Source organism: Mycobacterium sp. 1245801.1 (genome assembly GCF_001673055.1).
In the GTDB taxonomy this organism is placed as follows: Bacteria; Actinomycetota; Actinomycetes; order Mycobacteriales; family Mycobacteriaceae; genus Mycobacterium; species Mycobacterium europaeum_A.
In genome coordinates this window covers 1-26,130 of the sequence record NZ_LZKY01000296.1, presented here as the reverse complement: position 1 = coordinate 26,130, position 26,130 = coordinate 1, and the positions used below count along the sequence as shown (strand labels likewise).

Annotated in this window: 24 protein-coding genes and 3 pseudogenes; 10 read left to right on the top strand and 17 right to left on the bottom strand. The window is 69.4% G+C overall.

Going from position 1 to position 26,130, the window contains the following annotated elements:
- Positions 1-170 (top strand): annotated as a pseudogene (gene rpoZ, locus A5622_RS30840) (DNA-directed RNA polymerase subunit omega); the annotation flags it as partial.
- Positions 171-343: 173 nt separating this feature from the next.
- Here the strand turns inward: rpoZ and gmk are convergent.
- Both gmk and mihF read right to left on the bottom strand, forming a co-directional pair.
- On the bottom strand, positions 344-1,015 hold the full coding sequence (gmk, locus tag A5622_RS19175; RefSeq protein ID WP_156753015.1) for a guanylate kinase: 672 nt from the start codon (positions 1,013-1,015) through the stop codon (positions 344-346).
- 88 nt (positions 1,016-1,103) lie between these two features.
- On the bottom strand, positions 1,104-1,418 hold the full coding sequence (mihF, locus tag A5622_RS19170) for an integration host factor, actinobacterial type (RefSeq protein WP_007171927.1): 315 nt from the start codon (positions 1,416-1,418) through the stop codon (positions 1,104-1,106).
- Positions 1,419-2,185: 767 nt separating this feature from the next.
- On the opposite strand from mihF, the gene A5622_RS19165 reads away from it, so the two are divergent.
- Entirely contained in the window at positions 2,186-2,608 is a 423-nt protein-coding gene (locus A5622_RS19165; RefSeq protein ID WP_066861659.1) for a molybdopterin-binding protein, read from the top strand.
- A 13-nt stretch (positions 2,609-2,621) separates the two neighbouring features.
- Here A5622_RS19165 and pyrF read toward each other — a convergent pair whose 3' ends face one another.
- Genes pyrF through pyrR form a run of 7 tightly spaced genes read right to left on the bottom strand, consistent with a single transcriptional unit; the run spans position 2,622 to position 11,350 of the window.
- Positions 2,622-3,446 (bottom strand): orotidine-5'-phosphate decarboxylase, encoded by an 825-nt coding sequence (gene pyrF, locus A5622_RS19160; RefSeq protein ID WP_066880583.1) that lies wholly within the window; start codon positions 3,444-3,446, stop codon positions 2,622-2,624.
- Positions 3,443-6,808 carry a carbamoyl-phosphate synthase large subunit gene (gene carB / locus A5622_RS19155; RefSeq protein ID WP_066880581.1) on the bottom strand — a complete coding sequence of 1,122 codons (3,366 nt, stop codon included), beginning with the start codon at positions 6,806-6,808 and terminating at the stop codon, positions 3,443-3,445. The genes pyrF and carB overlap by 4 nt, the downstream gene beginning before the upstream one ends.
- Positions 6,808-7,941, bottom strand: coding sequence for a glutamine-hydrolyzing carbamoyl-phosphate synthase small subunit (gene carA / locus A5622_RS19150; RefSeq protein WP_066861650.1), 1,134 nt, complete (start codon positions 7,939-7,941; stop codon positions 6,808-6,810). Before carA ends, carB begins: the two co-directional genes overlap by 1 nt.
- On the bottom strand, positions 7,941-8,441 hold the full coding sequence (locus A5622_RS19145; protein WP_066880579.1) for a transporter: 501 nt from the start codon (positions 8,439-8,441) through the stop codon (positions 7,941-7,943). Before A5622_RS19145 ends, carA begins: the two co-directional genes overlap by 1 nt.
- 49 nt (positions 8,442-8,490) lie before the next feature.
- Positions 8,491-9,795 carry a dihydroorotase gene (locus tag A5622_RS19140; RefSeq protein WP_066880577.1) on the bottom strand — a complete coding sequence of 435 codons (1,305 nt, stop codon included), beginning with the start codon at positions 9,793-9,795 and terminating at the stop codon, positions 8,491-8,493.
- The gene (locus tag A5622_RS19135) at positions 9,792-10,769 is read right to left on the bottom strand and encodes an aspartate carbamoyltransferase catalytic subunit (protein ID WP_066880575.1); all 978 of its coding nucleotides are present in this window, start codon (positions 10,767-10,769) and stop codon (positions 9,792-9,794) included. Before A5622_RS19135 ends, A5622_RS19140 begins: the two co-directional genes overlap by 4 nt.
- Positions 10,766-11,350 (bottom strand): bifunctional pyr operon transcriptional regulator/uracil phosphoribosyltransferase PyrR, encoded by a 585-nt coding sequence (pyrR, locus tag A5622_RS19130; protein ID WP_066880591.1) that lies wholly within the window; start codon positions 11,348-11,350, stop codon positions 10,766-10,768. The genes A5622_RS19135 and pyrR overlap by 4 nt, the downstream gene beginning before the upstream one ends.
- Before the next feature lie 274 nt (positions 11,351-11,624).
- On the opposite strand from pyrR, the gene A5622_RS19125 reads away from it, so the two are divergent.
- A complete protein-coding gene (locus tag A5622_RS19125) occupies positions 11,625-12,887 on the top strand; it encodes an HNH endonuclease signature motif containing protein (RefSeq protein WP_066880572.1) in 1,263 nt (420 codons plus the stop codon).
- A gap of 67 nt (positions 12,888-12,954) precedes the next feature.
- On the opposite strand, the gene A5622_RS19120 is transcribed toward A5622_RS19125, so the two are convergent.
- Positions 12,955-13,575 carry a MerR family transcriptional regulator gene (locus A5622_RS19120; RefSeq protein ID WP_231998362.1) on the bottom strand — a complete coding sequence of 207 codons (621 nt, stop codon included), beginning with the start codon at positions 13,573-13,575 and terminating at the stop codon, positions 12,955-12,957.
- 119 nt (positions 13,576-13,694) lie between these two features.
- Here A5622_RS19120 and A5622_RS19115 point away from each other — a divergent pair, with 119 nt between their 5' ends.
- The 3 genes from A5622_RS19115 to A5622_RS19105 are packed head-to-tail and all read left to right on the top strand — an operon-like array spanning position 13,695 to position 15,934.
- Positions 13,695-14,126 (top strand): hypothetical protein, encoded by a 432-nt coding sequence (locus A5622_RS19115; protein ID WP_231998361.1) that lies wholly within the window; start codon positions 13,695-13,697, stop codon positions 14,124-14,126.
- A 32-nt stretch (positions 14,127-14,158) separates the two neighbouring features.
- Positions 14,159-15,382: a serine hydrolase gene (locus A5622_RS19110; RefSeq protein ID WP_066880570.1), complete on the top strand. Its 1,224-nt coding sequence runs from the start codon at positions 14,159-14,161 to the stop codon at positions 15,380-15,382.
- Positions 15,383-15,394: 12 nt separating this feature from the next.
- Positions 15,395-15,934 (top strand): GNAT family N-acetyltransferase, encoded by a 540-nt coding sequence (locus A5622_RS19105; RefSeq protein WP_066880568.1) that lies wholly within the window; start codon positions 15,395-15,397, stop codon positions 15,932-15,934.
- Here the strand turns inward: A5622_RS19105 and A5622_RS19100 are convergent, their stop codons facing one another.
- From A5622_RS19100 to A5622_RS19075, 6 genes are read right to left on the bottom strand one after another with little or no spacing between them, the layout of a single operon-like run.
- Complete coding sequence (locus A5622_RS19100) at positions 15,935-18,649, bottom strand: fumarate reductase/succinate dehydrogenase flavoprotein subunit (RefSeq protein WP_197508047.1); 2,715 nt, start codon at positions 18,647-18,649, stop codon at positions 15,935-15,937. It abuts the gene before it with no gap.
- Positions 18,646-19,410 carry an ABC transporter ATP-binding protein gene (locus A5622_RS19095; RefSeq protein WP_066880566.1) on the bottom strand — a complete coding sequence of 255 codons (765 nt, stop codon included), beginning with the start codon at positions 19,408-19,410 and terminating at the stop codon, positions 18,646-18,648. Before A5622_RS19095 ends, A5622_RS19100 begins: the two co-directional genes overlap by 4 nt.
- The gene (locus A5622_RS19090) at positions 19,407-20,279 is read right to left on the bottom strand and encodes an ABC transporter permease (protein WP_066861625.1); all 873 of its coding nucleotides are present in this window, start codon (positions 20,277-20,279) and stop codon (positions 19,407-19,409) included. Before A5622_RS19090 ends, A5622_RS19095 begins: the two co-directional genes overlap by 4 nt.
- Complete coding sequence (locus tag A5622_RS19085; protein WP_066880564.1) at positions 20,276-21,664, bottom strand: ABC transporter substrate-binding protein; 1,389 nt, start codon at positions 21,662-21,664, stop codon at positions 20,276-20,278. The genes A5622_RS19090 and A5622_RS19085 overlap by 4 nt, the downstream gene beginning before the upstream one ends.
- 25 nt (positions 21,665-21,689) lie before the next feature.
- Positions 21,690-21,920, bottom strand: a complete 231-nt coding sequence (locus tag A5622_RS19080; protein ID WP_064885673.1) for a ferredoxin family protein — start codon at positions 21,918-21,920, stop codon at positions 21,690-21,692.
- Complete coding sequence (locus A5622_RS19075) at positions 21,917-22,687, bottom strand: GntR family transcriptional regulator (protein WP_066861619.1); 771 nt, start codon at positions 22,685-22,687, stop codon at positions 21,917-21,919. The genes A5622_RS19080 and A5622_RS19075 overlap by 4 nt, the downstream gene beginning before the upstream one ends.
- A 227-nt stretch (positions 22,688-22,914) precedes the next feature.
- Here A5622_RS19075 and A5622_RS19070 point away from each other — a divergent pair, with 227 nt between their 5' ends.
- The 3 genes from A5622_RS19070 (at position 22,915) to A5622_RS19060 (ending at position 24,929) form a co-directional block, all read left to right on the top strand.
- On the top strand, positions 22,915-23,742 hold the full coding sequence (locus A5622_RS19070; protein ID WP_066861616.1) for a hypothetical protein: 828 nt from the start codon (positions 22,915-22,917) through the stop codon (positions 23,740-23,742).
- 158 nt (positions 23,743-23,900) lie between these two features.
- Complete coding sequence (locus A5622_RS19065) at positions 23,901-24,227, top strand: hypothetical protein (RefSeq protein ID WP_066861614.1); 327 nt, start codon at positions 23,901-23,903, stop codon at positions 24,225-24,227.
- 33 nt (positions 24,228-24,260) lie between these two features.
- Positions 24,261-24,929: a response regulator transcription factor gene (locus A5622_RS19060; RefSeq protein ID WP_066861611.1), complete on the top strand. Its 669-nt coding sequence runs from the start codon at positions 24,261-24,263 to the stop codon at positions 24,927-24,929.
- Here the strand turns inward: A5622_RS19060 and A5622_RS19055 are convergent.
- Positions 24,911-25,867 (bottom strand): annotated as a pseudogene (locus A5622_RS19055) (ATP-binding protein); the annotation flags it as partial. The gene A5622_RS19060 and the pseudogene A5622_RS19055 sit on opposite strands and share 19 nt — an antisense overlap.
- On the opposite strand from A5622_RS19055, the pseudogene A5622_RS19050 reads away from it, so the two are divergent.
- Positions 25,865-26,130, top strand: a pseudogene (locus A5622_RS19050) (two-component sensor histidine kinase); the annotation flags it as partial. The pseudogenes A5622_RS19055 and A5622_RS19050 overlap by 3 nt on opposite strands.

The following is a 26,130-nucleotide window of genomic DNA, read 5'->3' as shown; positions in this document are numbered from 1 at the left end:
GGTTCGATCCGTCCGCCGGGGGACAGGGCGCCTACGACACCCCGCTGGGCATCACCAACCCGCCCATCGACGAGCTGCTGGACCGCGTCTCGAGCAAGTACGCGCTGGTGATCTACGCCGCCAAGCGGGCCCGTCAGATCAACGACTACTACAACCAGCTCGTCGATGGGCGGGTTGGTGATGCCCAGCGGGGTGTCGTAGGCGCCCTGTCCCCCGGCGGACGGATCGAACCGGTCGGGGACGGCGGCCAAAGCCGCGTCGGACTGCGGAATACTCACTTAGGTCAATCTCCTGGCGGATTCGAGCGGCTCGTCACCGCTGCAAGTTCGGAAAAATTCGGTGGTCAATCTTGCTGGGATGTGGTCCGGCTTCTGGTCTGGCCAGACGGGTCAGGCCGGTCCGGCGCAGTTCCCACCAGCAAGGATACCAATTCGGAGCACGCTGACTCCAATTGACTGTTCACGACCACCCGGTCGAAGTCGTTTTGGGCCGCCATTTCGATGCGGGCGGTCCCCAGCCGCCGCCGCATGACCTCCGGCGTCTCGGTGCCGCGGGCGATGAGCCTGGCCTCGAGATCCTCCCAGCTGGGCGGTGCGAGGAAGACCGCGAGCGCCTCCGGCATCGCCTTCTTGACGGCCCTGGCGCCGGCCAGGTCGACCTCGATGAGCACCGGAAACCCATTGGCCGTGGCGGTCCGGATGGGCTCGGCCAGGGTGCCCGACCGGTGCAGTCCCGAATGGATTTCGGCCCACTCCAGCAGCGCGCCCTCGTCGATCAGCTGCTGGAAGCGGGCGGGGCTGACGAAGTGATAATCGACACCGTCGACCTCGCCGGGGCGCGGCGCCCGCGTGGTGGCCGAGACGCTGAAATGCAGGTTCGGCACCCGCTCGCGCAGGCACCGGACGACCGTCGACTTGCCCACCGCGGAAGGACCGGACAGCACGACCACACGTCCGTTACCTGATGGTTCTGGACGTGTGCCGTGCTGGACGTCCGGTCCCCCGCCGGCGCTCACGGACGCCCCTCGGGGGGTGCGCCCACGGCTCGGGTCGGATTGCCCGCCTTCTCCTCAGGCCGTGCGGCCTGCATCGTCGGCGGCCGGGTTAGGAGCCGAACTTTTCCAGCAGGGCCTTGCGCTGGCGATCGCCGAGACCGCGCAGGCGGCGGGTGGGGGCGATCTCCAACTCAGTCATGATTTCCTGCGCCTTGACCTTGCCCACCTTGGGCAACGCCTCGAGAAGCGCGGAAACCTTCATCTTGCCCAGGACTTCGTCGGTCTCGGCGTCCTTGAGCACCTGGGTCAGGTTGGTGCCGCCACGCTTCAGGCGGTCTTTGAGCTCTGCTCGCGCTCGACGTGCGGCAGCCGCCTTCTCCAACGCGGCCGCGCGCTGCTCGTCGGTCAACTGGGGAAGGGCCACGATTCCTCCGTATCTGATCAATCAATTTCAATCGATCGCTTTTTGTCTCGCCGGTACTTCTGCCAGCGGAGACGACCGTACTCAGGCCTCCTGACGAAATCTAACCCGACCCCCTGCTTGAGGGGACAAACTCCCAGCATGGACCGGCGCGTGGCAGGCCGAAGCGGCGCTCCCGCCGGGGCCGGCGGCGGCCGCCTTCGACGTTGCCCGGGCGGGGTTCGCCGGGCCGGTTCGACGCCTTGCCAGGGTCGCTAGCTGCGGTTTTAGCCCCCGGGGGCGGCGCGCGACGGCTTGGCCGGGCCGTTCGGAAACCCGCCGCCGAGCGGCCGTGACGCCCGGTGCGACGGATCACGGATTTGTTGCGGCGTGTCGCGCGTGTCGCGCCGCCGGTCAAAGGGCAGGCCAACGCCGCCTTTGGCCCGGCGCAGCGGTCCAGGCCGCCCCCGGGATCGCCCGGCAACAACAGGCCAGCCACCGGGGAGACCGTGGCCGAACCGCCGGGAGGTACACCGACTCGGTCTGCCGACGCACGATGACCTTCACCAACCACCAAGGGCCGCAGCGTCGTTGGCCGACCGCGGTTCGCCGCCGCGCCCGACGGGCGCCGGTGCGTGCGGGGCGCCGAGGGTCCGCGGATTCCGATCCGCGCACAGTACGTTTCCGTAACCACGGTTAAATCTGCAATCTGGTTCCGTAACTGCGGTTTTCGGGCCCGCCCCCGGGCCATTTCAGCTAATCGGCGGTGCGGAATCCGATACGATCGGGGGGTGTCCAACCTGCGAATTCGCCAGGCGGCCGAGCTGCTCGGAGTCAGCGACGACACCGTGCGGCGCTGGATCAACCAGGGCACATTGGCGGTCAGTCACGACGCCGCCGGCCGCAAGGTGATCGCCAGCGAGGACCTCGCCCGCTTCTCCCGCACCAATGCGCCCGCCCCGCCGGCGGACCCGCTGAGCATCGGCAGCTCGGCCCGCAACCGCTTCGTCGGGCTGGTCACGTCGGTGGTCAGCGACAAGGTGATGACCCAGGTCGAGATGCAGTGCGGCCCGTTCACCGTCGTCTCGCTGATGAGCACCGAGGCCGCCGAGGAACTGCAGCTGCGCCCCGGCAGCGTCGCCGTGGCCGTCGTCAAGGCCACCACCGTCATCGTCGAAACCGCGCGGCCCAGCACCGCAGTCGCGTCGGACTAGACGCAGAACCCGCTCACACCGCCAGGTAGGCGACCGCGTCCAGCATGCGATCGGCCGCCGCGCGCAGCTCCGGCACGCCCGGGCCGGCCCGCAGCACCTCGCGGGCCACCGCCGGCAACAACTGGCCGGGTTCCGCCCCGCCCAGCCCCGCCAGCGCCTCGGGCCGCCCGCCCTGGACGCCGAGCCCGGGCACCAGCACCGGGCCGCCCAGGGCGCTCAGATCGGGCGCCTGCAAGACCGTCGCGCCGACGACCACCCCCACGTATCCCGGCCCGGATCCGGTGGCGGACCGATTCACCACCGCCGCCTGGTCGACGACCAGCTGGGCCACCGTGCGGCCGTCGAAGGCGGCGCGCTGCACGGTCGCCCCCTCCGGGTTGGAGGTGGCCGCCAGCACGAACACCCCGCGGTCGTGCGCCGCGGCGGCTTCCAGCAGCGGCCGCAGTGAGCCGAACCCCAGATATGGCGTGGCCGTCACCGCGTCGGCGGCCAGCGGCGAATCACCCGCCCAGGCGGCGGCGTAGGCCGCCATCGTGGTGCCGATGTCGCCGCGTTTGGCGTCGGCCAGCACCAGCACCCCGGCCGACCGCAGCGCCGCGATGGTGCGTTCCAGCACCGCGAATCCGGCGGCGCCGTACGCCTCGAAGAACGCGACCTGGGGTTTGACGACCGCGTAGCCGGAGAACGCCTCGATGCAGATGTCGCAGAACGCGGCCACCCCGTCGGCGGTGGTGGGCAGGCCCCAGGCGCGCAGCAGCTCGGGATGCGGGTCGATGCCCACGCACAGCGGCCCGCGCTCCGCTTTCGCGGCGGCCAGCCGGACGCCGAAGCCGGTCACCGGTGCCTGCTACCAGGCAGGCCGCCCTGGCCGATCTGGCTGTGCAGCTCTTGCAGGCTGCGCACGCCGATGTCGCCGCGGATGCCCGCCTCGATGCCCTGGACGGCGGCCGAGGCGCCCTGCACGGTGGTGACACACGGGATATTGACCGACACTGCGGCCGAACGGATTTCGTAGCCGTCGATGCGTGGCCCGGAGTTGCCGTAGGGCGTGTTGATGACCATGTCGACCTCGCCGGCCTTGATCGCGTCCACCGCGGACTCCGCGGGTCGGCCCGGCTGCGGCTCCTCGAAGTGCTTGCGTACCTCGTCGCACGGAATCCCGTTGCGGCGCAACATCTCCGCTGTCCCCTCGGTGGCCAGCACGCGGAAACCCAGGTCGGCCAGCCGCTTGACGGGGAACACCAGCGAGCGCTTGTCGCGGTTGGCCACCGACACGAAGATGGTGCCCTGGGCGGGCAGCGACCCGTACGCCGCGGTCTGGCTCTTGGCGAAGGCGCTGCCGAAGTCGCGGTCAATTCCCATCACCTCGCCGGTGGATTTCATCTCCGGGCCCAGCAGCGAATCGATGCCCGAGCCGTCCGCCCGGCGGAACCGGTGGAACGGCAGCACCGCCTCCTTGACCGCGATCGGGGCGTTCTGCGCCGCGTGGGCGCCGTCGCCGGACGCCGCAAGCAACCCCTCCTCGCGCAGCTGGGAAATCTTGGCGCCCAACATGACCCGGGCGCAGGCCTTGGCGAGCGGGATCGCGGTGGCCTTGGACACGAACGGCACCGTGCGGCTGGCGCGCGGGTTGGCCTCCAGGACGTAGAGCACGTCGTCCTTGAGCGCGTACTGCACGTTGAGCAGTCCCACGACACCGATGCCGTGCGCGATGGCCTCGGTCGCCCGGCGCACCTTCTCGATGTCGCTGCGGCCCAGCGTCACCGGCGGCAGGGCGCACGCCGAGTCGCCGGAGTGGATGCCGGCCTCCTCGATGTGCTCCATGATGCCGCCGATGTACACCTCGGTGCCGTCGCACAGCGCGTCCACGTCGATCTCCACCGCGTCCTCGAGGAAGCGGTCGACGAGCACCGGGTGCTCGGGCGAGAGCTCGGTGGCCCGGGTGATGTAGCCGCGCAGCGTCTCCTCGTCGTAGACGATCTCCATGCCCCGGCCGCCCAGCACGTAGGACGGCCGCACCAGCACCGGGTAGCCGATGTCTTCGGCGATCCGCCGGGCGTGGTCGAAAGTGGTTGCCATGCCGTACTTCGGCGCGGGCAGGCCGGCGGTGGTGAGCACGTCGCCGAAGGCGCCGCGGTCCTCGGCCAGGTCGATGGCCTCCGGCGGGGTGCCGACGATCGGTACGCCCGCGTCGGCCAGGCGCTGCGCCAGCCCGAGCGGGGTTTGGCCGCCGAGCTGCACGATCACCCCGACCACGCCCGGTCCGTCACCGGCGGACTGCTGCTCGGCGCGGAACACCTCGAGGACGTCCTCGAAGGTCAGCGGCTCGAAGTAGAGCCGGTCGGCGGTGTCATAGTCGGTGGACACCGTCTCCGGGTTGCAGTTGACCATCACCGTCTCGAAACCGGCCTGCGACAACGTCGTTGCGGCGTGCACGCAGCTGTAGTCGAATTCGATGCCCTGGCCGATGCGGTTGGGTCCCGATCCGAGGATCAGCACCTTGGGCTTCTCGGTCTGCGGCGCCACCTCGGTCTCGGCGGCGGGGTCCAACTCGTAGCTGCTGTAGTGGTACGGCGTCTTGGCCTCGAACTCCGCCGCGCAGGTGTCGACGGTCTTGTACACCGGGTGCACGCCGAGGCGCTCGCGCAGCGAGCGCACCCCGTTCTCGCCGGCCAATTCGGGGCGCAGCGCGGCGATCTGGCGGTCCGACAGCCCGCTGTGCTTGGCCTGGCGCAGCAGGTCGGCGTCGAGCACCGGGGCGGCGATCAGCTCCGCGCGCAGCTCGATCAGCTCGCCGATCTGCGCCACGAACCACGGGTCGACGCCGCTGGCCTCGGCGACCCGCTCCACCGACGCGCCCAGCCGCAGCGCCAGCTCGATGTCGTAGAGCCGGCCCTCGGTCGGGGTGCGCAGCCGGTCGAGCACCTCACCGACGTCGCCGTCCGGGTCCGGCTTGGTCCAAAAACCCGCGCGGGTGGTTTCCAGGGACCGCATCACCTTGCCGAGCGCCTCAATGAAGTTGCGGCCCAACGACATCGCCTCGCCGACGGACTTCATGGTGGTGGTCAGGGTGGGGTCGGCGCCGGGGAATTTCTCGAACGCGAAGCGGGGCGCCTTGACCACCACGTAGTCCAGCGTGGGCTCGAAGCAGGCGGGCGTCTCCTTGGTGATGTCGTTGACGATCTCGTCGAGGGTGTACCCGATGGCGAGCTTGGCGGCGATCTTGGCGATCGGGAAGCCGGTGGCCTTAGAGGCCAGCGCGCTGGACCGCGACACCCGCGGGTTCATCTCGATGACGATCAGCCGGCCGTCGACCGGGTTGATCGCGAACTGGATGTTGCAGCCGCCGGTGTCCACCCCGACCTCGCGCAGGATCGCGATGCCCAGGTCCCGCATCCGCTGGTATTCGCGGTCGGTCAGCGTCATCGCCGGCGCGACGGTGACCGAGTCGCCGGTGTGCACGCCCATGGGATCGAAGTTCTCGATCGAGCAGACGACGACCACGTTGTCGTTGCCGTCGCGCATCAGCTCGAGCTCGAATTCCTTCCAGCCGTAGATCGATTCCTCGATCAGCACGTTGGCGCTCGGGCTCTCGGCCAAGCCTGCGCCGGCCATCCGGTCGACCTCTTCGACGGATCGCGCCATGCCGGACCCCAGCCCGCCCATCGTGAAGCTGGGCCGCACCACGACCGGCAGCCCGAGTTCCTCGACGGTCTCGCGGACCTCCTCCATCGTGAAACAGACTCGGCTGCGGGCGGATTCACCGCCTACCTTGGCGACGATGTCCTTGAACATCTGCCGGTCCTCGCCGCGCTGGATGGCGTCGATGTCGGCGCCGATGAGCTCGACGCCGTGCCGCTCGAGCGCCCCGTTTTCGTGCAGCGCGACCGCCGTGTTCAGCGCGGTCTGCCCGCCCAGCGTGGCCAGCAACGCGTCGATCTTGTTGCCGCGCTCGGCCTGCTGGGCGATCACCTTCTCGACGAAGGCGGCGGTGATCGGCTCGACGTAGGTGTGGTCGGCGTATTCCGGGTCGGTCATGATGGTGGCCGGGTTGGAGTTGATCAGGCTGACCTCCAGGCCCTCCGCACGCAGCACCCGGCAGGCCTGGGTTCCCGAGTAGTCGAACTCGGCGGCCTGCCCGATGACGATCGGCCCGGAGCCGATCACCAGCACGTGACGCAAGTCGGTACGACGCGGCACTACCGCCCCTTTCCGCGGTTTGGGGCCGCCATCAGGTCGATGAATTGGTCGAACAAATACTCCGCATCGTGCGGACCCGCCGCGGCCTCCGGGTGATACTGCACCGAGAACGCCTGCCCGTCGGCGAGTTTGACGCCCTCGACCACTCCGTCGTTGGCGCAGGTGTGGCTGACGATCGCTTGGCCGAACGGCGTGTCGAAGGACTGGCCGGCCTCTCCCTCGAGCGCGAAGCCGTGGTTTTGTGCGGTGACCGCCACCCGCCCGGTGGCGTGGTCGATCACCGGGATGTTGATGCCGCGGTGACCGAATACCAGCTTGTAGGTGGACAACCCCAGCGCCCGGCCCAGGATCTGGTTGCCGAAGCAGATGCCGAACAACGGGATTCCGGCGCCCAGCACCTTGCGGGTGACCTCGACGACGTGATCGGCGGTGGCGGGGTCGCCCGGGCCGTTGGACAAGAACACCCCGTCGGGCTTGATGTCGGCGATCTGGTCGTAGGTCGCCGAGGACGCCAGCACATGGGTCCGGACGCCGCGGCGGGCGAAGTTGCGCGGCGTGTTCGTCTTGATGCCCAGGTCCAGCGCGGCCACCGTAAACCGCGGTGCCCCTTCGGGTTCCACGATGTAGTTGTCGGGCGTGCTGACCTCGCCGGCCAGGTCGGCGCCCAGCATCGACTGCTGGCCCCGCACCCGCGCCAGCAATTCGTCCACCTCGGCGAGCGCGTCGCCGGAGAACACGCCCGCCTTCATCGAGCCGCGGGTGCGCAGATGGCGCACCACCGCGCGGGTGTCGATGCCGGCGATGCCGACGATGTGCTGGCGGACCAGCTCGTCCTCCAGGGTTCCGGTGGCCCGCCAGCTGGACGGGCGCGGCGACGGGTCGCGCACCGCGTAGCCGGCGACCCAGATCCTGTCACCGCGGCTCTCGGCGTCCTCGCCGTTCCAGCCGGTGTTGCCGATCTGCGGCGCGGTGGCCACCACGATCTGCCGGTGGTAACTGGGATCGGTCAGCGTCTCCTGGTAGCCGGACATGCCGGTGGAAAACACGGCCTCGCCCAGTGTTTGGCCGATTTTGCCGAACGGCGTGCCGGTGAAGACGCGGCCGTCCTCGAGTACCAATTGCGCTTTAGTCATCAGCGCCGCTCCTCTTCATGATGCGATTCGAGCCAGACGTCGTAATCGGCGCGGCTGTTCGCCCGGAACCCGGTGTCGATCTCGACGCCCGAGGGCAGCCGCCAGCGGATCGCCAGAATCCCGATCCGGCCGGTCATCCGGCGCTCCATGCGGATCTCGGTGATCGAGTCTCGGGGAATCCAAATCGGTTGGGCCCGTCGGCGTTCCACCATGATGCCCCCGGCATACCGGGTCAACACCGCCTTGCTGCGGAAACCGAGGTCGCCGGCCGCGATCCGCTCGTGCCAGCCCGGCGCCATCATGGACCCGCAGTAGTGGCCGCGGGTGCTGATCGTGGCCGCCCCGACGTGGTCCGGGATCTCGGGCAGCGCGCCGATCAGCTCCGCCTGTTGCTGTGAGCGGCGCTGCCAGGTCCGCATCATCAGCTGGATGACCACCGTGATGACGACCACCACCACGGCGGCGAAGATCAGCGACCCCACCAGGGTGGCGGAGTTCATGCGCGCCGCTCCTTCTCATCGCTTCGCTCTGCATCGTCACCGGCGCGATTCATGCCGGCGACTTCCCGTCTCGGGCGGTGACCTTGCCGCGCAGCAGCGTGGCGGTCACGGTGGCGGGCAGGGTCATCGCCTCGTAGGGCGTGTTGCCCGAGCGGCTGGCCAGCTCCGACCCGGTGACGGTCCACGAGGCCGTGGGATCTACCACCGTGAGGTTGGCGGGCTCCCCCACCTCCAGCGGCCGGCCGTGGTCGGGCAGGCCCACGATGCGGGCGGGGTTTTCGCTCATCACCCGGGCAACGTCCCGCCAGGTCAGCAACCCCGGGGTGACCATCGTGTGCACCACGATCGACAGCGCCGTCTGCAGTCCCAGCATGCCCGGCCGCGCCGCGGAGAACTCCACGCACTTCTCGTGCTCGGCGTGCGGCGCGTGATCGGTGGCCACACAGTCGATGACACCGTCGGCCAGCGCCTGGCGCAACGCCACCGCGTCGGCCGCCTCGCGCAGCGGTGGGTTGACGCGGTTTTGCCCGTCGTAACTGGTCAGCCTGCTGTCGTCGAGCATCAGGTGGTGCGGGGTGACCTCGGCGGTGATCGAGATCCCTTGCTGCTTGGCCCATTTCACGATCTCGACGGTGCCAGCGGTGGAGGCGTGGCAGATGTGTACCCGCGCGCCGGCGTCGCGGGCCAGCAGCGCGTCGCGGGCCACGATCGACTCCTCGGCCGCCCTGGGCCAGCCCGCCAGGCCCAACCGGGCCGCGGTGGGGCCCTCGTGGGCGACGGCGCCGACCGTCAGCCGCGGCTCCTCGGCGTGCTGGGCGATGAGCACGCCCAGCCCGGTGGCGTATTCCAGGGCGCGGCGCATCACCAGCGGGTCGTGCACGCAGATGCCGTCGTCGGAGAACATCCGCACCTGCGCGGCCCCGGCCGCCATCATGCCCATCTCGGTGAGCTCTTTGCCGGCCAGCCCGACGGTGACGGCGCCAACCGGGTGCACGTCGACCAGGCCGACCTGCTGCCCGCGGTGCCAGACGTGGTCGGTGACCACCGGGCTGTCGGCGACCGGGTTCGTGTTGGCCATCGCGAACACCGCGGTGTAACCACCCAAAGCGGCTGCGGCCGAGCCGGTTTCGATATCTTCGGTGTATTCACGCCCCGGTTCGCGCAGGTGGGTGTGCAAGTCCACCAGGCCGGGCAACAGCACCTGACCGGTGGCGTCGATGACGTCCAGGTCCTTTCCGACGCCTCCGGCCTCGGCCAACTTGGGCCCGATGTCGATGATCTGGCCGTCGTCGATCAGGACGTCGACGCGATCGCCCTCGCCGTACAACAGCACCCCGCGCAGCAGCACGCTCACGCTACACCCTCTTCACCCGAATTCTCCGCCGTCTCGGTGCCGACCAGCAGGTGAAACAGCACCGCCATCCGCACATGCACGCCATTGGAAACCTGTTGCAGCACAGCCGATTGCGACGAGTCGGCCACCGAGGAGGCGATCTCCATGCCACGCAGCATCGGCCCCGGGTGCAGCACCACGGCGTGGCCGGGCAGCAGCGCCTGGCGGCGGTCGGAAAGCCCGTAGAGGGAGGAATATTCGCGCACCGACGGGAAGAACCCGCCGTTCATCCGCTCGGCCTGGACCCGCAGCATCAGCACCGCGTCGGCGGCGGGTAGCTCGGCGTCGAAGTCGTTCGACACGGTGACCGGCCAGCCCTCGACGCCGACCGGCAGCAGCGTGGGCGGCGCCACCAGGACCACCTCGGCGCCCAGGGTCGCCAGCAGCATCACGTTGGAGCGGGCGACCCGGCTGTGCAGGATGTCGCCCACGATCACGATGCGACGGCCTTCGATGCCGCCGAGCCGTTGGCGAATGGTGAGCGCGTCCAGCAGCGCCTGGGTCGGGTGCTCGTGGGTGCCGTCGCCGGCGTTGATGACCGACGGTCCCCCACTGTCTCCGGCGGCGTTCGCGCCGGTCCACTCGGCGAGCAGGTGCGCGGCGCCGGACGCCGGGTGCCGGATGATCAGCGCGTCGGCGCCGGCGGCGCGCAGCGTGAACGCGGTGTCGCGCAGCGACTCTCCCTTGCCCACCGACGATCCCGACGCGCTGACGTTGATCACGTCGGCGCTCATCCACTTGCCGGCCACCTCGAAGGACACCCGGGTGCGGGTCGAGTTCTCGTAGAACATCGTGACGATGGTGCGGCCACGCAGCGTCGGCAGCTTCTTGATCTCGCGGCCCACCAGCGCCTGGGCGAACCGGTCGGCGTCATCGAGGATCGCGGTGGCGTCGTCGCGGCTCAGGTCGCCGGCGGCCAGCAGATGGCGCGTCATCGTGAGATCACCACCCCGTCGTCGCCGTCGCTCTCCCGCAGCAGCACGTGCACGCTCTCCCCGCGCGAGGTCGGGACGTTCTTGCCCACGTAGTCGGCGCGCAGCGGCAGTTCGCGGTGGCCACGGTCGACCAGCACCGCTAGCTGCACCACCCGCGGCCGGCCCACGTCGCGCAGCGCGTCCAGCGCGGCACGTACCGAGCGGCCGGAAAACAGGACGTCGTCGACCAGGATCACCAACGCGTCATCGATGCCGCCGGCCGGAATCGACGTGGCCTCCAGCGGTCGCGGCGGCTTCTGCATCAGGTCGTCGCGATAGAGGGTGATGTCCAGGGCGCCGTGGCCCACCTCGACACCGCTGTATTCGCCGATGTTGGCGGCGAGCCGCTTGGCGAGAATCACACCGCGGGTCGGGATGCCCAGCAGCACCACCCGTGGTGCGTCGGGACCGTCCAGCGCGGTCTTTTCGATGATCTGATGCGCAATGCGGGAAATGGTGCGGCCCACGTCGGCCGCCGACATCAACTCCCGGGAATCGCCGCCCTTGAGACCGGGGAAGCCGGTGTCGCCCGCAGCACCCATACGAAACTTGACCTCCTTCTCCGCCTCGCCGGACGGATCGTTAAAGGATGTCGACTGCACGGCAGCGTAGCACTTATTTTGCCGGTGACGGCGCGAGGCACCTGCCGTGCCGATCGACGGCAGCCTACTGCGCGGGCGGAGGCGGCGGTGGCGGCGGAGCAGGCCAGGTGCGACGCGGCGGGATCTGCCCGCAATCGAGTCCGTACCCGGCCGCGGATGTACAGACGCTTTTGTTCCGCGGCCGGTTGTCGGTGGGCGGACTATTGTCGAAAGTATGTTCGAATCCTCGGAGGAAGCCGCGTTGCTGGCGCGGATCGCCGCGCAGGAGCGCGCCAAGTCGGCGGCCGCGGCGGACCAGGCTCGGGCGGCCGCAGCCCTCGACGCACTGCGCCGTGCGAACGAGGCGGCCGCCGGAGTGCCGGTCGCCCAGCGCGGCCGCGGAGTAGCCAGCGAGATCGCCTTGGCGCGACACGATTCCCCCGCCCGGGGCGGCAGACATCTCGGATTCGCGAAGGCGTTGGTTCACGAGATGCCCCACACCCTGGCCGCCCTCGAGAGCGGGCGATTGTCCGAATGGCGGGCCACCCTGATCGTTCGTGAGTCGGCTTGCCTGGACGTCGAGGACCGCCGCGCCCTGGACGCCGAACTGTGTGGCGACGGATCCTCGTTGGACGGGATGGGCGACGCGCGAATAGCCGCGGCCGCCCGGGCGATCGCCTATCGGCTCAATGCGCAGGCGGTGGTCGATCGTGCCGCCAAGGCCGAATCCGAACGCACAGTGACGATCCGGCCGGCCCCGGACACGATGACATGGGTGTCGGCATTACTGCCCGTAGCACAGGGCGTTTCGGTCTACGCGGCACTCAAGCGCGCCGCCGACACCACCGTCGATCAACGCTCGCGTGGCCAGGTGATGGCCGACACGCTGGTTGAGCGGGTTACCGGGTGCCCCGCCGAGGTCGCCCAGCCGGTAGCGGTCAACCTGGTCATCTCCGACGAATCGCTGTTCGGCGCTGCACCAACCGCGGCGAACGTCGACGGGTATGGCCCGATCCCCGCGGCCGTAGCCCGCCAACTCGTGAACGGTGCAGTGCTCGACCCCCGGTCCCGCGCCACGCTGCGCCGGCTCTACCGACATCCGCGCTCGGGGGCCCTGGTGGCGATGGAATCGCGGACGCGGCGTTTCCCGAAGAGCCTGGCCACCTTTATCGGGTTTCGCGATGGCCGCTGTCGCACCCCGTACTGCGATGCGCCCATCCGCCACCGCGACCACGCCAGGCCGCATCGTCGCGGTGGGTTGACGAGTGCGGCCAATGGGTTGGGCTTGTGTGAACGTTGCAACTACGTCAAGGAAGTTCCCGGTTGGCGCGTCGCGGCGGAAACCGACGAAAACGGTTTGCATACAGCAGTTTTCATTACGCCAACCGGCATGCACTATCGCTCCGGCGCGCCACCGGCATCCGGGCCGTTCGGGGTGGAACTCAGTGAGCTGGAAATCAGGATCGGCGTCCACCTGGCCGATCTCCACGCCGCCTAGCTGAGGCCCGCCGGCTTTTCCGGCTCGCAACGCGGGATACCAGAGCGCCCAAGGACGGCTATGCCGACTAGTCGACGTCTGCCTCATTCTTGGCCAGGCGTTGCGCGGTCAGGCCGGCATGCGCGATGCGGCGCAGTGCCGCGAGGATCGGCTCATAGAAGATAGTTCCGAGCACGGCGTATTCGATTGCTGCCGCCGGCGGTTCCAGCGGCATCTGCTCGATGTCGTAAGCGGCGATGGCACTGATATGTGGCGCGTACGCGCGCAGGCGATCCTCGGTCATCGGAACGCCCGCAGCCTGCGCGTCGGCAAGCGCGCGGTCAAGCTGCGCTACCGCGGGAAGATCGTCGGGCACCTCGAAGTCAAGCGCTGACAACGCGGCCCGAGCCCGGGGGCAGTCGCCATCGCTTGCGGCTTGGGTGGGGCGCGAAAGCGCCGCTGTCGCAGCGCCCAGCGTCGCGAAAAGCGACCGGCCCGGGTTGTCGATGAGTTCGACGACCGACCTGATCTGGGAGATCGCAAGACCGAGCGCGGACAGCGCCCTGATCAGCGCGATCCGTCGGACGTGCCGTTCGTCGTAGTGGGCGCGGGTCGAGCTGACTGCGTGGCCTGGCATCAGCACGTTCTCGCGTAGGTAGAACTTGATCGTCGGCACCGACACATGGGTGCGACTCGCCAGCTCCGACATCAGCACGGAAGCGCTCCTTGAAGAAGTCCTGCCACAACATCTTGACATTAGATACTTCGATTATCCAGTATTGGATAGTAGAAATATCTAATCGAACAATACGATTTCAGGAAGCTATTATGAGCACCTCGCTGATCACTCCCTTCATGAGCATCACGGTGGGGGCCACCATCATCTCGGTCGTCACCATCGCGTCCGGCGGCGCCTTCTTGCTGCGCGTGGTCACCGGAAATCACGAGGCCAACGGCCTGCAGAAGTCGTTTTTCCGAGCGGGCCATGCGCACGCCGGTGTGCTCGTGATGCTGGGCCTACTGCTGTCGGTGGTCGGCAACGCCGCGGGGGCGAGCCCCGCTGTGGCCAACGGCGGAGCGATCGCCGTGCTGCTGGCCGCCATCATGATGCCCGCGGGATTCTTCCTGTCGGTGCTCGGCCGCAACCCGGCGCGCCCGAACCGGATGATCGCGAGCGTGTGGCTCGGCGCGACGCTGCTGATTGCGGGTGTACTCACGTCCGGGGTGGCCACCCTCATCGCGGGAATCGACCGAATCTGAGGACCGCCCGGCCCGCCCGCTACCCTGACCAGGTGAATCGCTCGACCCGCTCGAACCTCACAGGCAATGCCGCCTCCATCCGCGAAGTGTGCGACGCCGGCCTGCTCGCCGGCGCGGTCACCATGGTCTGGCAGCGCGGAGAACTCCTGCAAGTCAACGAGATCGGCTACCGCGACGTGGATGCGGGGCTGCCGATGCAGCGCGACACGCTGTTTCGCATCGCGTCGATGACCAAGCCGGTGACGGTCGCGACGGTGATGAGCCTGGTCGACGAGGGCAAGCTGACGCTGAAGGATCCCGTGACCCGGTGGGCGCCGGAGCTGGCCGACCTGCGGGTGCTCGACGATCCGCACGGCCCGCTGGACCGCACCCACCCGGTGAACCGCGCCATCTTGATCGAGGATCTGCTCACCCACACCAGCGGCCTGGCCTACGGCTTCTCGGTGTCCGGGCCGATCGCCAAGGCTTATATGCGGCTGCCGTTCAACCAGGGCCCGGACGCCTGGCTGGCCGCGCTGGCCAAGCTGCCGCTGGTGCATCAGCCCGGGGACCGGGTCACCTACAGCCATTCCATCGACCTGCTGGGCGTCATCGCCGCCCGCATCGAGGACAAGCCGTTCCACCAGGTGCTCGACGAACGAATCCTGGGCCCCGCGGGCATGACGGACACCGGGTTCTTCGTCTCGCCCGAGGCGCGGCGCCGCGCGGCGACCATGTATCGGCTCGACGAGCACAGCCGGCTGCAGCACGGCGTGATGGGGCCGCCGCACATCACCCCGCCCTCGTTCTGCAACGCCGGCGGCGGATTGTGGTCCAGCGCCGACGATTACCTGCGATTCGTCCGGATGCTGCTCGGCGACGGGACACTCGACGGCGTGCGGGTGCTGTCGGAAGAATCCGTCCGGCTGATGCGCACCGACCGGCTCACCGACGAACAGAAGCGGCACAACTTCCTGGGTGCACCCTATTGGGTCGGCCGCGGCTTCGGGTTGAACCTGTCGGTGGTGACCGATCCGGCCAAGAGCGCACCGCTTTTGGGGCCGGGCGGTCTGGGCACCTTCAGCTGGCCCGGCGCGTACGGGACCTGGTGGCAGGCGGACCCCGACGCGGATCTGATCCTGCTCTACCTCATCCAGAATCTGCCCGACCTGACCGTCGATGCCGCCACCGCCGTCGCCGGCAACACGTCGCTGGCCAAACTGCGCACGGCGCAACCACGATTCGTCCGCAACACCTACCGCGCCCTCGGCCTTTAAAGTCACATCGCGATGCCCGAATATCCACCCGACCGCATCAGCGGGCCGCGGCTGTCGCTGCGGCCGCCTACGCTCGACGATGCCGGGGCGCTGTTCCAGCGGGTCGCCCGCGATCCACAGGTCACCAAGTATCTGCTGTGGGCGCCGCACCCCGACGTGGCCGCCACGCGGCGGGTGATCACCGAGAAACTGAACACCAGCGCGGACGAGAAGACCTGGGTGATCGAGTCGCGGCACCGCGGCGAGGTGATCGGGTTGGCCAGCTGCCGGCGCTCCGCGCCGCACTCGGTCGAGGTCGGCTACTGCCTGGGCCGCCGCTGGTGGGGAAAGGGGTTGATGTCCGAGGTGCTCGGCATGCTGCTCGCCGCCCTCGACGCCGACCGCGAGGTGTATCGGGTGTGGGCCACCTGCAGCGTGGACAACACGCGCTCGGCGCGACTGCTCGAGCACGCCGGCTTCTTCCTGGAGGGGCGGCTGGCCCGGCACGCGGTCTACCCGACCATGGGGCCCGAGCCCCAGGACAGCCTGCTCTACGCCAAGATTCTGCGCTGACTAGCTGTGCTGCACCGCGCCGTCGAGTTCGAGCGCGCGGCGCGCGTAGGCCCGCACGTCGGCGTCGCCGTCCTTGAGCGCGATGCCCAGCGCGTCCCGGGCGGCGGGCTCGCCGGCCCACCGGGTCAGGCTCAGCACGGCCGCCTTGCGCACGTCCAGATGGGCGTCACCGAGCGCCTCAGCCAGCTGCGGAACCGCGAAGTCGACCGGCGCGCCGCCCAGGGCGCGCGCCGCGCCTTCCCGCACCTGCCAGGCCGGCGCCCGCAGCGCCTGCTTGATGGCGGCGTAATCCTCTTCGCCACAACCCAATTGGCCCAACGCCGCCAGCGCGGCCGCCCGAACCAACGGGTCGGAGTCGGCGACGAGCCGGCGCACAGCCCCGGTCGCCGGGGCCGCCGCCCCCCTCAGCGTCGCCAGCCCGGCCGCCGCCGCGATGCGGACTTCCCGGTTCTCGTCGTCGGCGGCGGCGACCACGCCAGCCACGTCGTCGACGGACACCAGCGCGCGCACCGCCTCGATGCGCACCCGATGATCGACGTCCTCGAGGGCGCGACGGTATTGCCCGGCGTCGCCGGCCCGGCGGGCGGCCAGCACGTACACCGCCGCGGCCCGCACCACCCGATCGCCCGAATCCAGGTGCCGCCGCACGCTTTCCGGCTCCGGCAGCACCTCGACCAGCTCGCGGATGCCGTCGGCGCTGGTCAGTCGGACTCCCGCGTCGTCGTCGCTCAGCGCGGCGACCAGCGCCGGCGCGTACCCGTCGGGGATGTGCTCGGTCAACGTCGACACCGCGGTGCGGCGCACCCCGGGATCCGCGTCGGCGAGATAGGGGCCGAGGTCGGCCATCGTGGGCTCCTCGAGCGCCAGCACCTCGGCGATGCGCGGCGAGGGCGGCTCGAATGTCGTGCTGGCCGAGTTGATTCGGGACACCGCGGTGGCCGGCGCTTGCCCGCCGACCAGCGGCGGCTGCTCCACCGGGTACACCGTCTGGTCGGTGGGCGGCAGGCCGTCCAGCTCCGGGACGGGCACGAAGTAGGGCGCCACCGGCCGCTTGAGGAACACCATCTCGCCGTGGTCGTCCTTGCGCAGGTTGAGGTGATAACCCCATTGATTGTCGTCGCGGCCCGGCAGGTCGGCGCGGTCGTGGTACAGCCCCCAGCGCGATTCGGTGCGGGTGTGCGACGATCGGGCGGCCATCTCGGCGCAGTCCCGGATGAACGACACCTCGACCGCGCGCATCAGCTCGTGCGGATTGCGGGCGCCCATCTCGGCGATCTCGGCGCTCATCCGCTCGAAGGTGCGGATGGCCAGCGACAGCTTGGCCCCGGTCTTGGGGGGTGCGACGTAATCGTTGACGAAGCGACGCAGCTTGTATTCGACCTGCGGCTGCGGCGGTCCGTCCGGATGGCGCAGCGGGCGGTAGATCAGCTCGTGCGCCTCACGCACCTGATCCTCCGGAAGCTGTTGCGGCGCAGCCACTTCGGTCAGCGCCGAGGCGGCGTGCGTGCCGGCCAGATCGCCGAAGACGAACGCACCGATCATGTAGTTGTGCGGGACGCAGGCCATGTCGCCGGCGGCATACAGCCCGGGCACCGTGGTGCGGGCGTGCTCGTCGACCCACACCCCCGACGCGGAATGCCCACTGCACAAGCCGATTTCGGAGATGTGCATCTCGATGTCGTGGGTGCGGTAGTCATGACCGCGGTTGGCGTGGAAGGTGCCCCGGGTCGGCCGCTCGGTGGTGTGCAGGATGTTTTCCAGCGCGGTCAGCGTCTCGTCGGGCAGGTGCGACACCTTGAGATAGATGGGCCCGCGCGCGGAGTCGATCTCGCTCTTGACCTCGGCCATCATCTGCCCCGACCAGTAGTCGGAGTCGACGAACCGCTCGCCGTGCGCGTTGACCTGGTAGCCGCCAAAGGGATTCGCCACGTACGCACACGCCGGGCCGTTGTAGTCCTTGATCAGTGGGTTGACCTGGAAGCATTCGATGCCCGAGAGTTCCGCGCCTGCGTGGTAGGCCATCGAGTAGCCGTCGCCGGCGTTGGTCGGGTTCTCGTAGGTGCCGTACAGGTAGCCCGAGGCGGGCAGGCCGAGCCGGCCGCACGCGCCGGTGGCCAGGATGACCGCCTTGGCGCCGACCGTGACGAATTCCCCGGTGCGCGTGTTCAGCGCCGCCGCACCGACCGCGCGCCCGCCGTCCACCAACACCCGGACCGGCATCAGCCGGTTCTCGATCTGGATCTTCTCGCGCATCGACCGCTGCCGCAGCACGCGATACAGCGCCTTCTTGACGTCCTTGCCTTCGGGCATGGGCAGCACGTAGGAGCCCGAGCGGTGCACCCGGCGCACGGCGTATTCGCCGTGCTCGTTCTTCTCGAACTTCACGCCGTAGCGCTCCAGCCGCTGCACCATCGCGAACCCGCGGGTGGCGGTCTGATACACGGTGCGCTGGTTGACGATTCCGTCGTTGGCGCGGGTGATCTCGGCGACGTAGTCCTCCGGTTCGGCCTTGCCGGGGATCACCGCGTTGTTCACCCCGTCCATGCCCATCGCCAGGGCGCCGGAATGGCGCACGTGGGCCTTCTCCAGCAGCAGCACCTGCGCGCCGTTCTCGGCCGCCGACAGCGCGGCCATGGTGCCCGCGGTGCCACCGCCGATGACGAGCACGTCACAGTCGAGCCGGATGGGGGTCGCCGGGTCGGGAATCTGCATCATGCCGCCACCGCCGAGTGATCCAGCGCCGCAATGACTTCGGCGCGCAGCGCGGCGCGCTGCCGATCGACGCGCGGCTCCGGCACGTCGACCAGGGTGCGCAGCGGCTGACCGGCCTTGCCCAGCACGGCGATTCGATCGCCCAGCAGCAGCGCCTCGTCGACGTCGTGGGTGACGAACACGATCGTCGTCGGATGGGCACGCCAGGTGTCGATCAGCAGCCGCTGCATGGCCGTGCGGGTCTGGGTGTCCAGCGCGCCGAACGGCTCGTCCATCATCACCGCGCGCGGCGCCCCGGCCAGCCCGCGGGCCAGCTGGACGCGCTGGCGCATGCCGCCGGACAGGCTCTTGGGCAGATAGTCGCCGAAACCGGTCAGCCCCAGCTCGGCGATCCAGCGGTCCGCCTCGGCGCGCCGCCCGGCGCGGGAGACGCCGCGCAGCCGCAGGGCCAACTCGATGTTGGAGCGCACGGTGCGCCAGGGCAGCAGCGCGTTGTCCTGGAACACCATGCCCCGGTCGCCCGAGGTGGTCGTCACCTCGTCGCCGTCGGCCACGATCCGGCCCGCGTCGGGCCGCAGCAGCCCCGCCAGGGCCCGCAGCACCGTCGACTTGCCGCAGCCCGAAGGACCGGTGAGCACCAGGATCTCCCCCGGGCGCACCGTCAGGCTCAGCCCGTCGATCACGGGTTCTCCGGTGTAGGACAAGCGAACCCGATCCAGTTCCAGGCTCACTGGGGCTTGTTTGAGGGCTTGTTCGAGAGTCATCGCTGCTCCTCCTCCGCTCGCGGCAGCCAACTGGTCACCCGACGGCCCACGACCTCGACGGCCGCCGCTGTCGCGAAACCCAGCACGCCGATGGTGATGATGCCGACGAACACCTGGGGATAGGCCAGCACGGTGTAGTCCTGCCAGGTGCGATAGCCGATCCCGAGCCGGCCCGAGATCATCTCGGCGGAGATCACGCAGATCCACGCCACGCCCATGCCGACCGACAGGCCGCCGAACACCCCCGGCAGGATGCCCGGCAACACCACCTGCTTGAGCACGTCCCACCGGCCGCCGCCCAGGGTGCGCACCGAGTCCTCCCACAGCGTGGGCAGCGCGCGCACCGCGTGCCGGGTGCTGACCAGGATCGGGAAGTACGCCGCGAGGAAGGTGATGAACACGATGCCCGCCTCGTCGGTCGGGAACAGCAGGATCGCCACGGGCACCATCGCGATGGCCGGGACGGGCCGGACCAGCTCGGTCAGCGGGCCGAAAGTGTTGGCGACCAACCGGGATCGGCCCAGCAGCACCCCCGTCGCGACGCCGACCACCGCGGCCAGGCCGAAGCCGGTGAGGATGCGGATCAGCGACTGCGCCAGGTCAAGCCAGTACTCGGAAGTCCCGAGCCGGCGGCCCAGCGCGTGCACGATCTCGGTGACGGTGGGCAGCGTGTCGAAGCGCAGCAGCAGCCGGACCTTGTCGGCGGTGAGCAGCTGCCACAACCCGATCGCGACCACCACCGACACGAGCCGAAGCAGCCGCCACTGCCACGGCGAGCCGGCGCGCCGCGGGGTGGCCGCCGCCGGGACCGTGTCGACGACCTGCGCGGACACCGGGGCTGCCGGGTCGCCGGTCAGATAGGCAGTCATACCGAACCTCCAAGGGCCTGTTCGTAATTCACGATGGTGCCGCCAGGGTGCGCGGCGAGGTAACGATGCGCGCCGGCCGGCGTTCCGAACGGCAGATAGTTCTGTCCGTTTTGCACCCAGACCGCCTTGTCGGCGAACCACCGGGTGCCCAGCTCCGCGTCGGGAACGTAGGCGGCGCGGACTTTGGCGCCGTGGGCGGTCGCGTCCCGCACGGCCCGCAGCAGGCTGGTCGGGTCGGCGACCGTTTGGGTGGAATCGGCACCGTCGAGCCACAGTTCGCTTGCCAGCGCGGGATCCCCGCGCAGCGCGGACGGGTTGGCGGTGGCGGCCCGGGCCGCGTCGTAGTTCAGGCCGCGAGCGCCGAACACGGTGCGCAGCGGCCCGTCCTGGACGAAGCCGGACACGTCGAGGTCGGCGAAGTCACCTATCGACTTCAGGTAGGGCACATCGTTTTTCAGCGCCTCCACCAGTGACGGCTTGAGGGTGGTGTCGAACGAGGTACCGCCGGGGCCGTTGTACAGGTACACCACTTCCTGTGGCAGGCCGCTGCCCTGCGCGACGATGCGCGCCGCCTCGAGCGGCTTGGAGTTGAGGAAGTCTCCTGCGTCCAGTTGTGCCTGCAGGAAGGCGCCCAGCACCTCCGGATGCGACGCCGCATACGAGCGCCGCACCACCACCCCGTGCAGGGTGGGCAGGTTCAGTTCGGCCCCGTCGTAGAGCAGTTTGGCCTTGCCCTGAAACACCAGCAGGCCGGGCCAGGCGACGAACTGCGAAAGACCCTGCACCTGACCGGATTCCAAAGCGGAGGCGCCCACCTGCGGTTGCTGGTTGAGCACTTCCACACCTTTGATCCCGGCCCGGTCCAGCGCTCGCATCAACGTGCCGTGCCCGGCCGACCCCACGCTGGCCGAGACCTTGGAGCCGGCCAGGTCGCTCAACGTGGTCGCCGACGAACCCGGCGCCACCACCACCATGTTCAGGGCGCCCTTGGGGTTGTAGCCGGTGATGGAGACGATCTCGGTTTTCGCCAGCGGGTTGGCCTGCGTCTTGGAGCCGTTGATCAGCATCGGGTAGTCGCCCATCGAGCCGATGTCGATCTTCTCGGCGAGCATCTGCGCGGTGATCGGCGCGCCGGTGTCGTAATCCTGCCAGCGCACCGCGTATTTGGTGCCGGTGCGGGTGGTGATGTCGGCCAGCCGGCGCTCCAGGTAGCCCTGCGCGCGCAGCAGCGTACCGGCGGTGACGGTGTTGATGGTCTTGGACTGATATCCCACCACCACGTTGACCACACCGGATGATTGCGACAGGGATTCCAGTGAGCAACCGGCGGTGAGCGCGGCGATCGCGATCACGACCGACGCCAGCGCAATGGCGCGTCGTTTCATCAAAGATCCTGGGGTTGAATGCTTTTCAGCGAAGGAGATAGGGCATGTTGACGGTGACGGCGCCGGTGGGACAGCGCGCCGCGCAGGGGCCGCAGTACCAGCACTCGTCGACGTGCATGAAGGCCTTGCCGGTGTCGGGGTTGATGGCCAGCGCATCCAGCGGGCAGACCTCCACGCACAGCGTGCACCCGTCGATACACAGCGACTCGTCGATGGTGACCGGCACGTCGGCGCGGTTGTTGTTGATCAGCGTCATGGGTTGCTCCTCGTCGGCTCGGCTCTAGTTAGGTTGCCGCGCATGGTGATTCGGTCACCGCGCATCCGGATGTACTCCAGGTCGACGGGGGTGCCGTCGGCCAGGCTGGTCAGCCGCTCCAGCATCAGCAGCGCCGCGCCGTCGGGCACCTGCAGCGTGGCCGCCGAGTGCGCGTCGGCCGGGATGGCCTCGAGCGCCAGCGCCGCCGAGCCCAGCCGCTGCCCGCTCACCTCCTCGATGAGGGAGAACAGGTCGTTGGTTTCCAGCGGATGGTCGAGCACCCGCCGGCCGATGTCCGGGGCGAGGTAGGTGAGGTCCAGGCTGAGCGGCAGATCACCCAGGTAACGCAACCGCTCGACGAACACCGCCGGCTCGCCCGGCTGCAGCCGCAGCCGGCGGGCCACCGACGGCGGCGCGGTGACCGGCATCGCGGCCCGCACCTCGTTGCGGACCTCGCCGAGATCCTTGAACGTCTCCTTCAGGCCCAGCAGCGCGTCGAGGCCGTGGTCGTATTTGCGCTGCGCGACGTGCGTGCCCACCTTCGGCCCGCGGTCGATCAGCCCCTCTTGCTTGAGGACGGCCAGCGCCTCGCGAATGGTGTTGCGCGATACCGAGAATTCGGCGGCCAGCTGCTGTTCGGCGGGCAGGCCCGCCGGATAGGCGTCGGCGTGGATCTGTTGGCGCAGCACGTCGGCGACCCGGCGGGCGCGATTGGCCCGGGAGTCTTGAATATCCCGGCTAGGTACTGGGTGCGCCACGGGAGTCACGCTAACGCAGCTCAGGGCCACTTTTCGGGTCGCCGATGGGCGTCGGTGACGGCCCCCGGGCGTATTGCGCCGGGCGGCGTTCGGGCCCGACCAGCGAAAACCGCCACCCGCCGCGGCATTGCGCCACCTGCGGGAACCCGTCGGCTTTGTGATCCCGGTGAGCAGAACCTGCCATGCCGTCAAACTCCGGATTCCGTGTCGCGCACCGATGGCGGAAGATAACGTGCATGACCGACGTCTCGAAACTCGCGTTGACCAAGGTGCCGGCCGTCACCCTCGGCTTTTGGGTCATCAAGGTGTTGGCGACGACGTTGGGCGAGACGGGCGGCGACACCGTCACGATGACCCTGAATTGGGGCTACGCCGCCGGGGTCGCGATCTTCGGCGTCGCGCTGGTGGCGCTGGTTGCGGCGCAGATCCTGGCCAAGCGGTTCCACGCGGTCCTGTACTGGGCGACGATCGTGGCCTCGACGACGTTCGGCACCGTGCTGGCCGACTTCGCGGACCGCTCGCTCGGTATCGGTTACACGGGCGGATCGCTGCTGCTGCTGGCCTGCCTGCTGGCCACCCTGGGCTGGTGGCGGTGGTCCCAGGGCACCGTATCGGTCAGCACCGTCTCGACGCCCAGAGTGGAGGCCTTCTACTGGGCGACCATCACGTTCTCGCAGACGCTGGGCACCGCGCTCGGCGATTGGCTGGCGGACACACGCGATCTCGGTTACGAACGCGGCGCGCTGGTGTTCGCGGTCGGCCTGGCGGCGGTCGCCGCCCTGTACTTCTGGACCTCCATTTCCCGCGTCACCTTGTTCTGGGTCGCGTTCATCCTCACCCGGCCGCTGGGGGCGACGGTGGGTGACTTCATCGACAAGCCCGTCGCCGACGGCGGCCTGGCGTGGAGCCGCCCGCTGGCCTCCGCGGTGATCGCGGCGCTCATCGCGGTGTTGCTGGTCATCATCCCGCAGCGTCCCGGCAGGCACCCCGGCCAGCCCAAAGACGATGCGCCGGAAGCCGATCCGGCCGGCGGCGCCGAGCACTCGGACCGCGACGCGCGCTGAACGGCCGGTCCGGCGCCCGCGCTCATCGAGAAGTTAACTCCGGAACCGGGCCCCACCCGCGGCAACGGCACCGGGCCGGCCCCGCTCTCAACGATTTCACAGCGCTTCGGCCGTAGCGTGACAAAGATCGGTGATCACGGCGGCACAAAGGAGCGGGGATGCCACCCGGCACGCGCCAGCTTGCAGGCACGCCCGTGATGATGCTCCCCCCAATGGGCTTGCGGGAGCGCCGCATTGAGGAATGCCCGACCATGTGGTTCAACCGCGACTTCTTCGAACGACCGTGGCCCGACTGGGCAATCGACGTCGACGTCGAGCGCCTGACGACGTTCTTCAGCCACACCACTCCCGGTGAGACCCTCCTCGGCCACCCGGTGCGCATCACGCTGCGAAGCGCCGGCGTGGTGTGGGTGGCGACCAACCGGTTCTGCCGCATGGGCGGCCCGTTCGCCGAGGTGCTGATCGAGGCTCGCTGGCCCGACTGAGGCCGGGTCCGGCTCTCGACGTAGCGTTGACACATGAGAGTCCTGCTCGTCGAGGATGAACCACGGCTGTCCGCGACCGTGACCAGGGGGCTCAAGGCGGAGGGGTTCGTCGTGGTGGCCGTGGGCAACGGTGTCGACGGGCTGCGGGAAGCCACCGAAAACGCTTTTGACGTAATCGTTCTCGACATCATGCTGCCCGGCCTCAGCGGTTATGAGGTGCTGCGCCGGATGCGGTCGCACAACGTGTGGACGCCGGTGCTCATGCTCACCGCCAAGGACGGCGAATACGACGAGACCGATGCGTTCGATCTGGGTGCCGATGACTATCTGACCAAGCCGTTCTCGTTCCGGGTGCTGGTCGCGCGGCTGCGGGCGCTGGTTCGCCGCGGCGCACCGGCGCGGCCGGTGGTGCTCAAAGCCGGGTCGCTGGCGCTCGATCCCGCCCGGCACACGGTGAAACGGGGCTCGACGCCGATCGCGTTGACTCCCCGCGAGTACGGCGTGCTCGAGTACCTGATGCGCAACATGGACGTGGTGGTGACCAAGGCCGAGATCCTGCAGAACGTCTGGGATGCCCACCATCACGGCCCGGACAACGTCGTCGAGGTCTATGTGGGCTACCTGCGCCGCAAGATCGATGTTCCCTTCGGTACCAACACCATCGAGACGATCCGGGGCGTCGGCTACCGGTTGCTGTGCTGAGACCCCTGCCGCGGCAACGTCACAACCATCGTGGTTCCCCCGTACGGTGGGTCGTCGATGGCGACCGTGCCCCCGTGGGCGGTGACGACCTCGGTGACGATCGCCAGGCCCAGCCCAGTCCCACCCCCGCTGCGGGCCCGGTCGGAGTCCAGGCGCACGAAACGTTCGAACACCCGGTCGCGGTCGGCGGGGGCGATTCCGGGGCCATCATCGCTGACGGTCAGGATCGCCGTCGCGTCATCGCCGCGGACTTCGATGGCGACACACGAAATCGCATGTCGCACAGCATTTTCGACGAGGTTGCGGATCATCCGCGACATCGCCACCGGGTCGGCGTCCAGGCGCACCGGACGGAGATCGGTGTGGATCACGCACCGTGCGTCGCGCCGGGCCCGGTCGGCCTCGGCCCGCGCGAGGTCGTCGAGGGCCACCGGCTCCTTGCGCCGCAGCAGCCGCTGCTCGTCCGCGCGGGCCAGCAGCAGCAGGTCTTCGATCAGCGTGTGCATGCGCTGCGCCTCGGGCAGCAACGTATTGACCGCCAGCTCGGCGTCGAGCAGATCGGGATGGGCCTCGGCCACTTCCAGCCCGGAGATGATGGTGGCCAGCGGGCTGCGTAGCTCGTGGGAGGCGTCGCCGACGAAGCGTTGCTGCGCGCGGTGACCCGCTTCCAGCCGCGAGAGCATCTCGTTCATGGTGACGGCCAGGGCCGCGATCTCGTCGTGGCTGTCGGGGACCGGAACCCGCTCGGCCAGATCGGACGTCGAGATGTCGGCCACCCTGGTCCGGATCGCGTCCACCGACTGCAGCGAGCGGCGCACCAGCCAGTAGGTCGCCCCCGCCACCACCGCGACAATCACCGGCGCGCTGCAGGCCAACAGGATCGCCAGGGCCCGCGCGGTCCCCTCGACCGCCTCGCTGCCCCCGCCCACCAGCGGGTGGTCGCGACCCAGTTGATCGGCCCGGACGGCACCGTGGTCAGGCGGTCCGGCTCGGCGCCGAAAACGCCGCTGGTCTCGCCGGATCAGTTCGACTTCAACCTGCGTCGCGGCCTGCCCGACGACGCGGTGGCCGGCGACGACATGCGGGTCAGCGGCCAGAAAGTCGCGACCCGATCAGGTGTCTACACGGTGCTGGTGGGCGGGGGCAGCGAGGCGGTCGAGGGGACCGCGCGGGCCCTGGCGATCCTGTTGGCCTGCAGCGC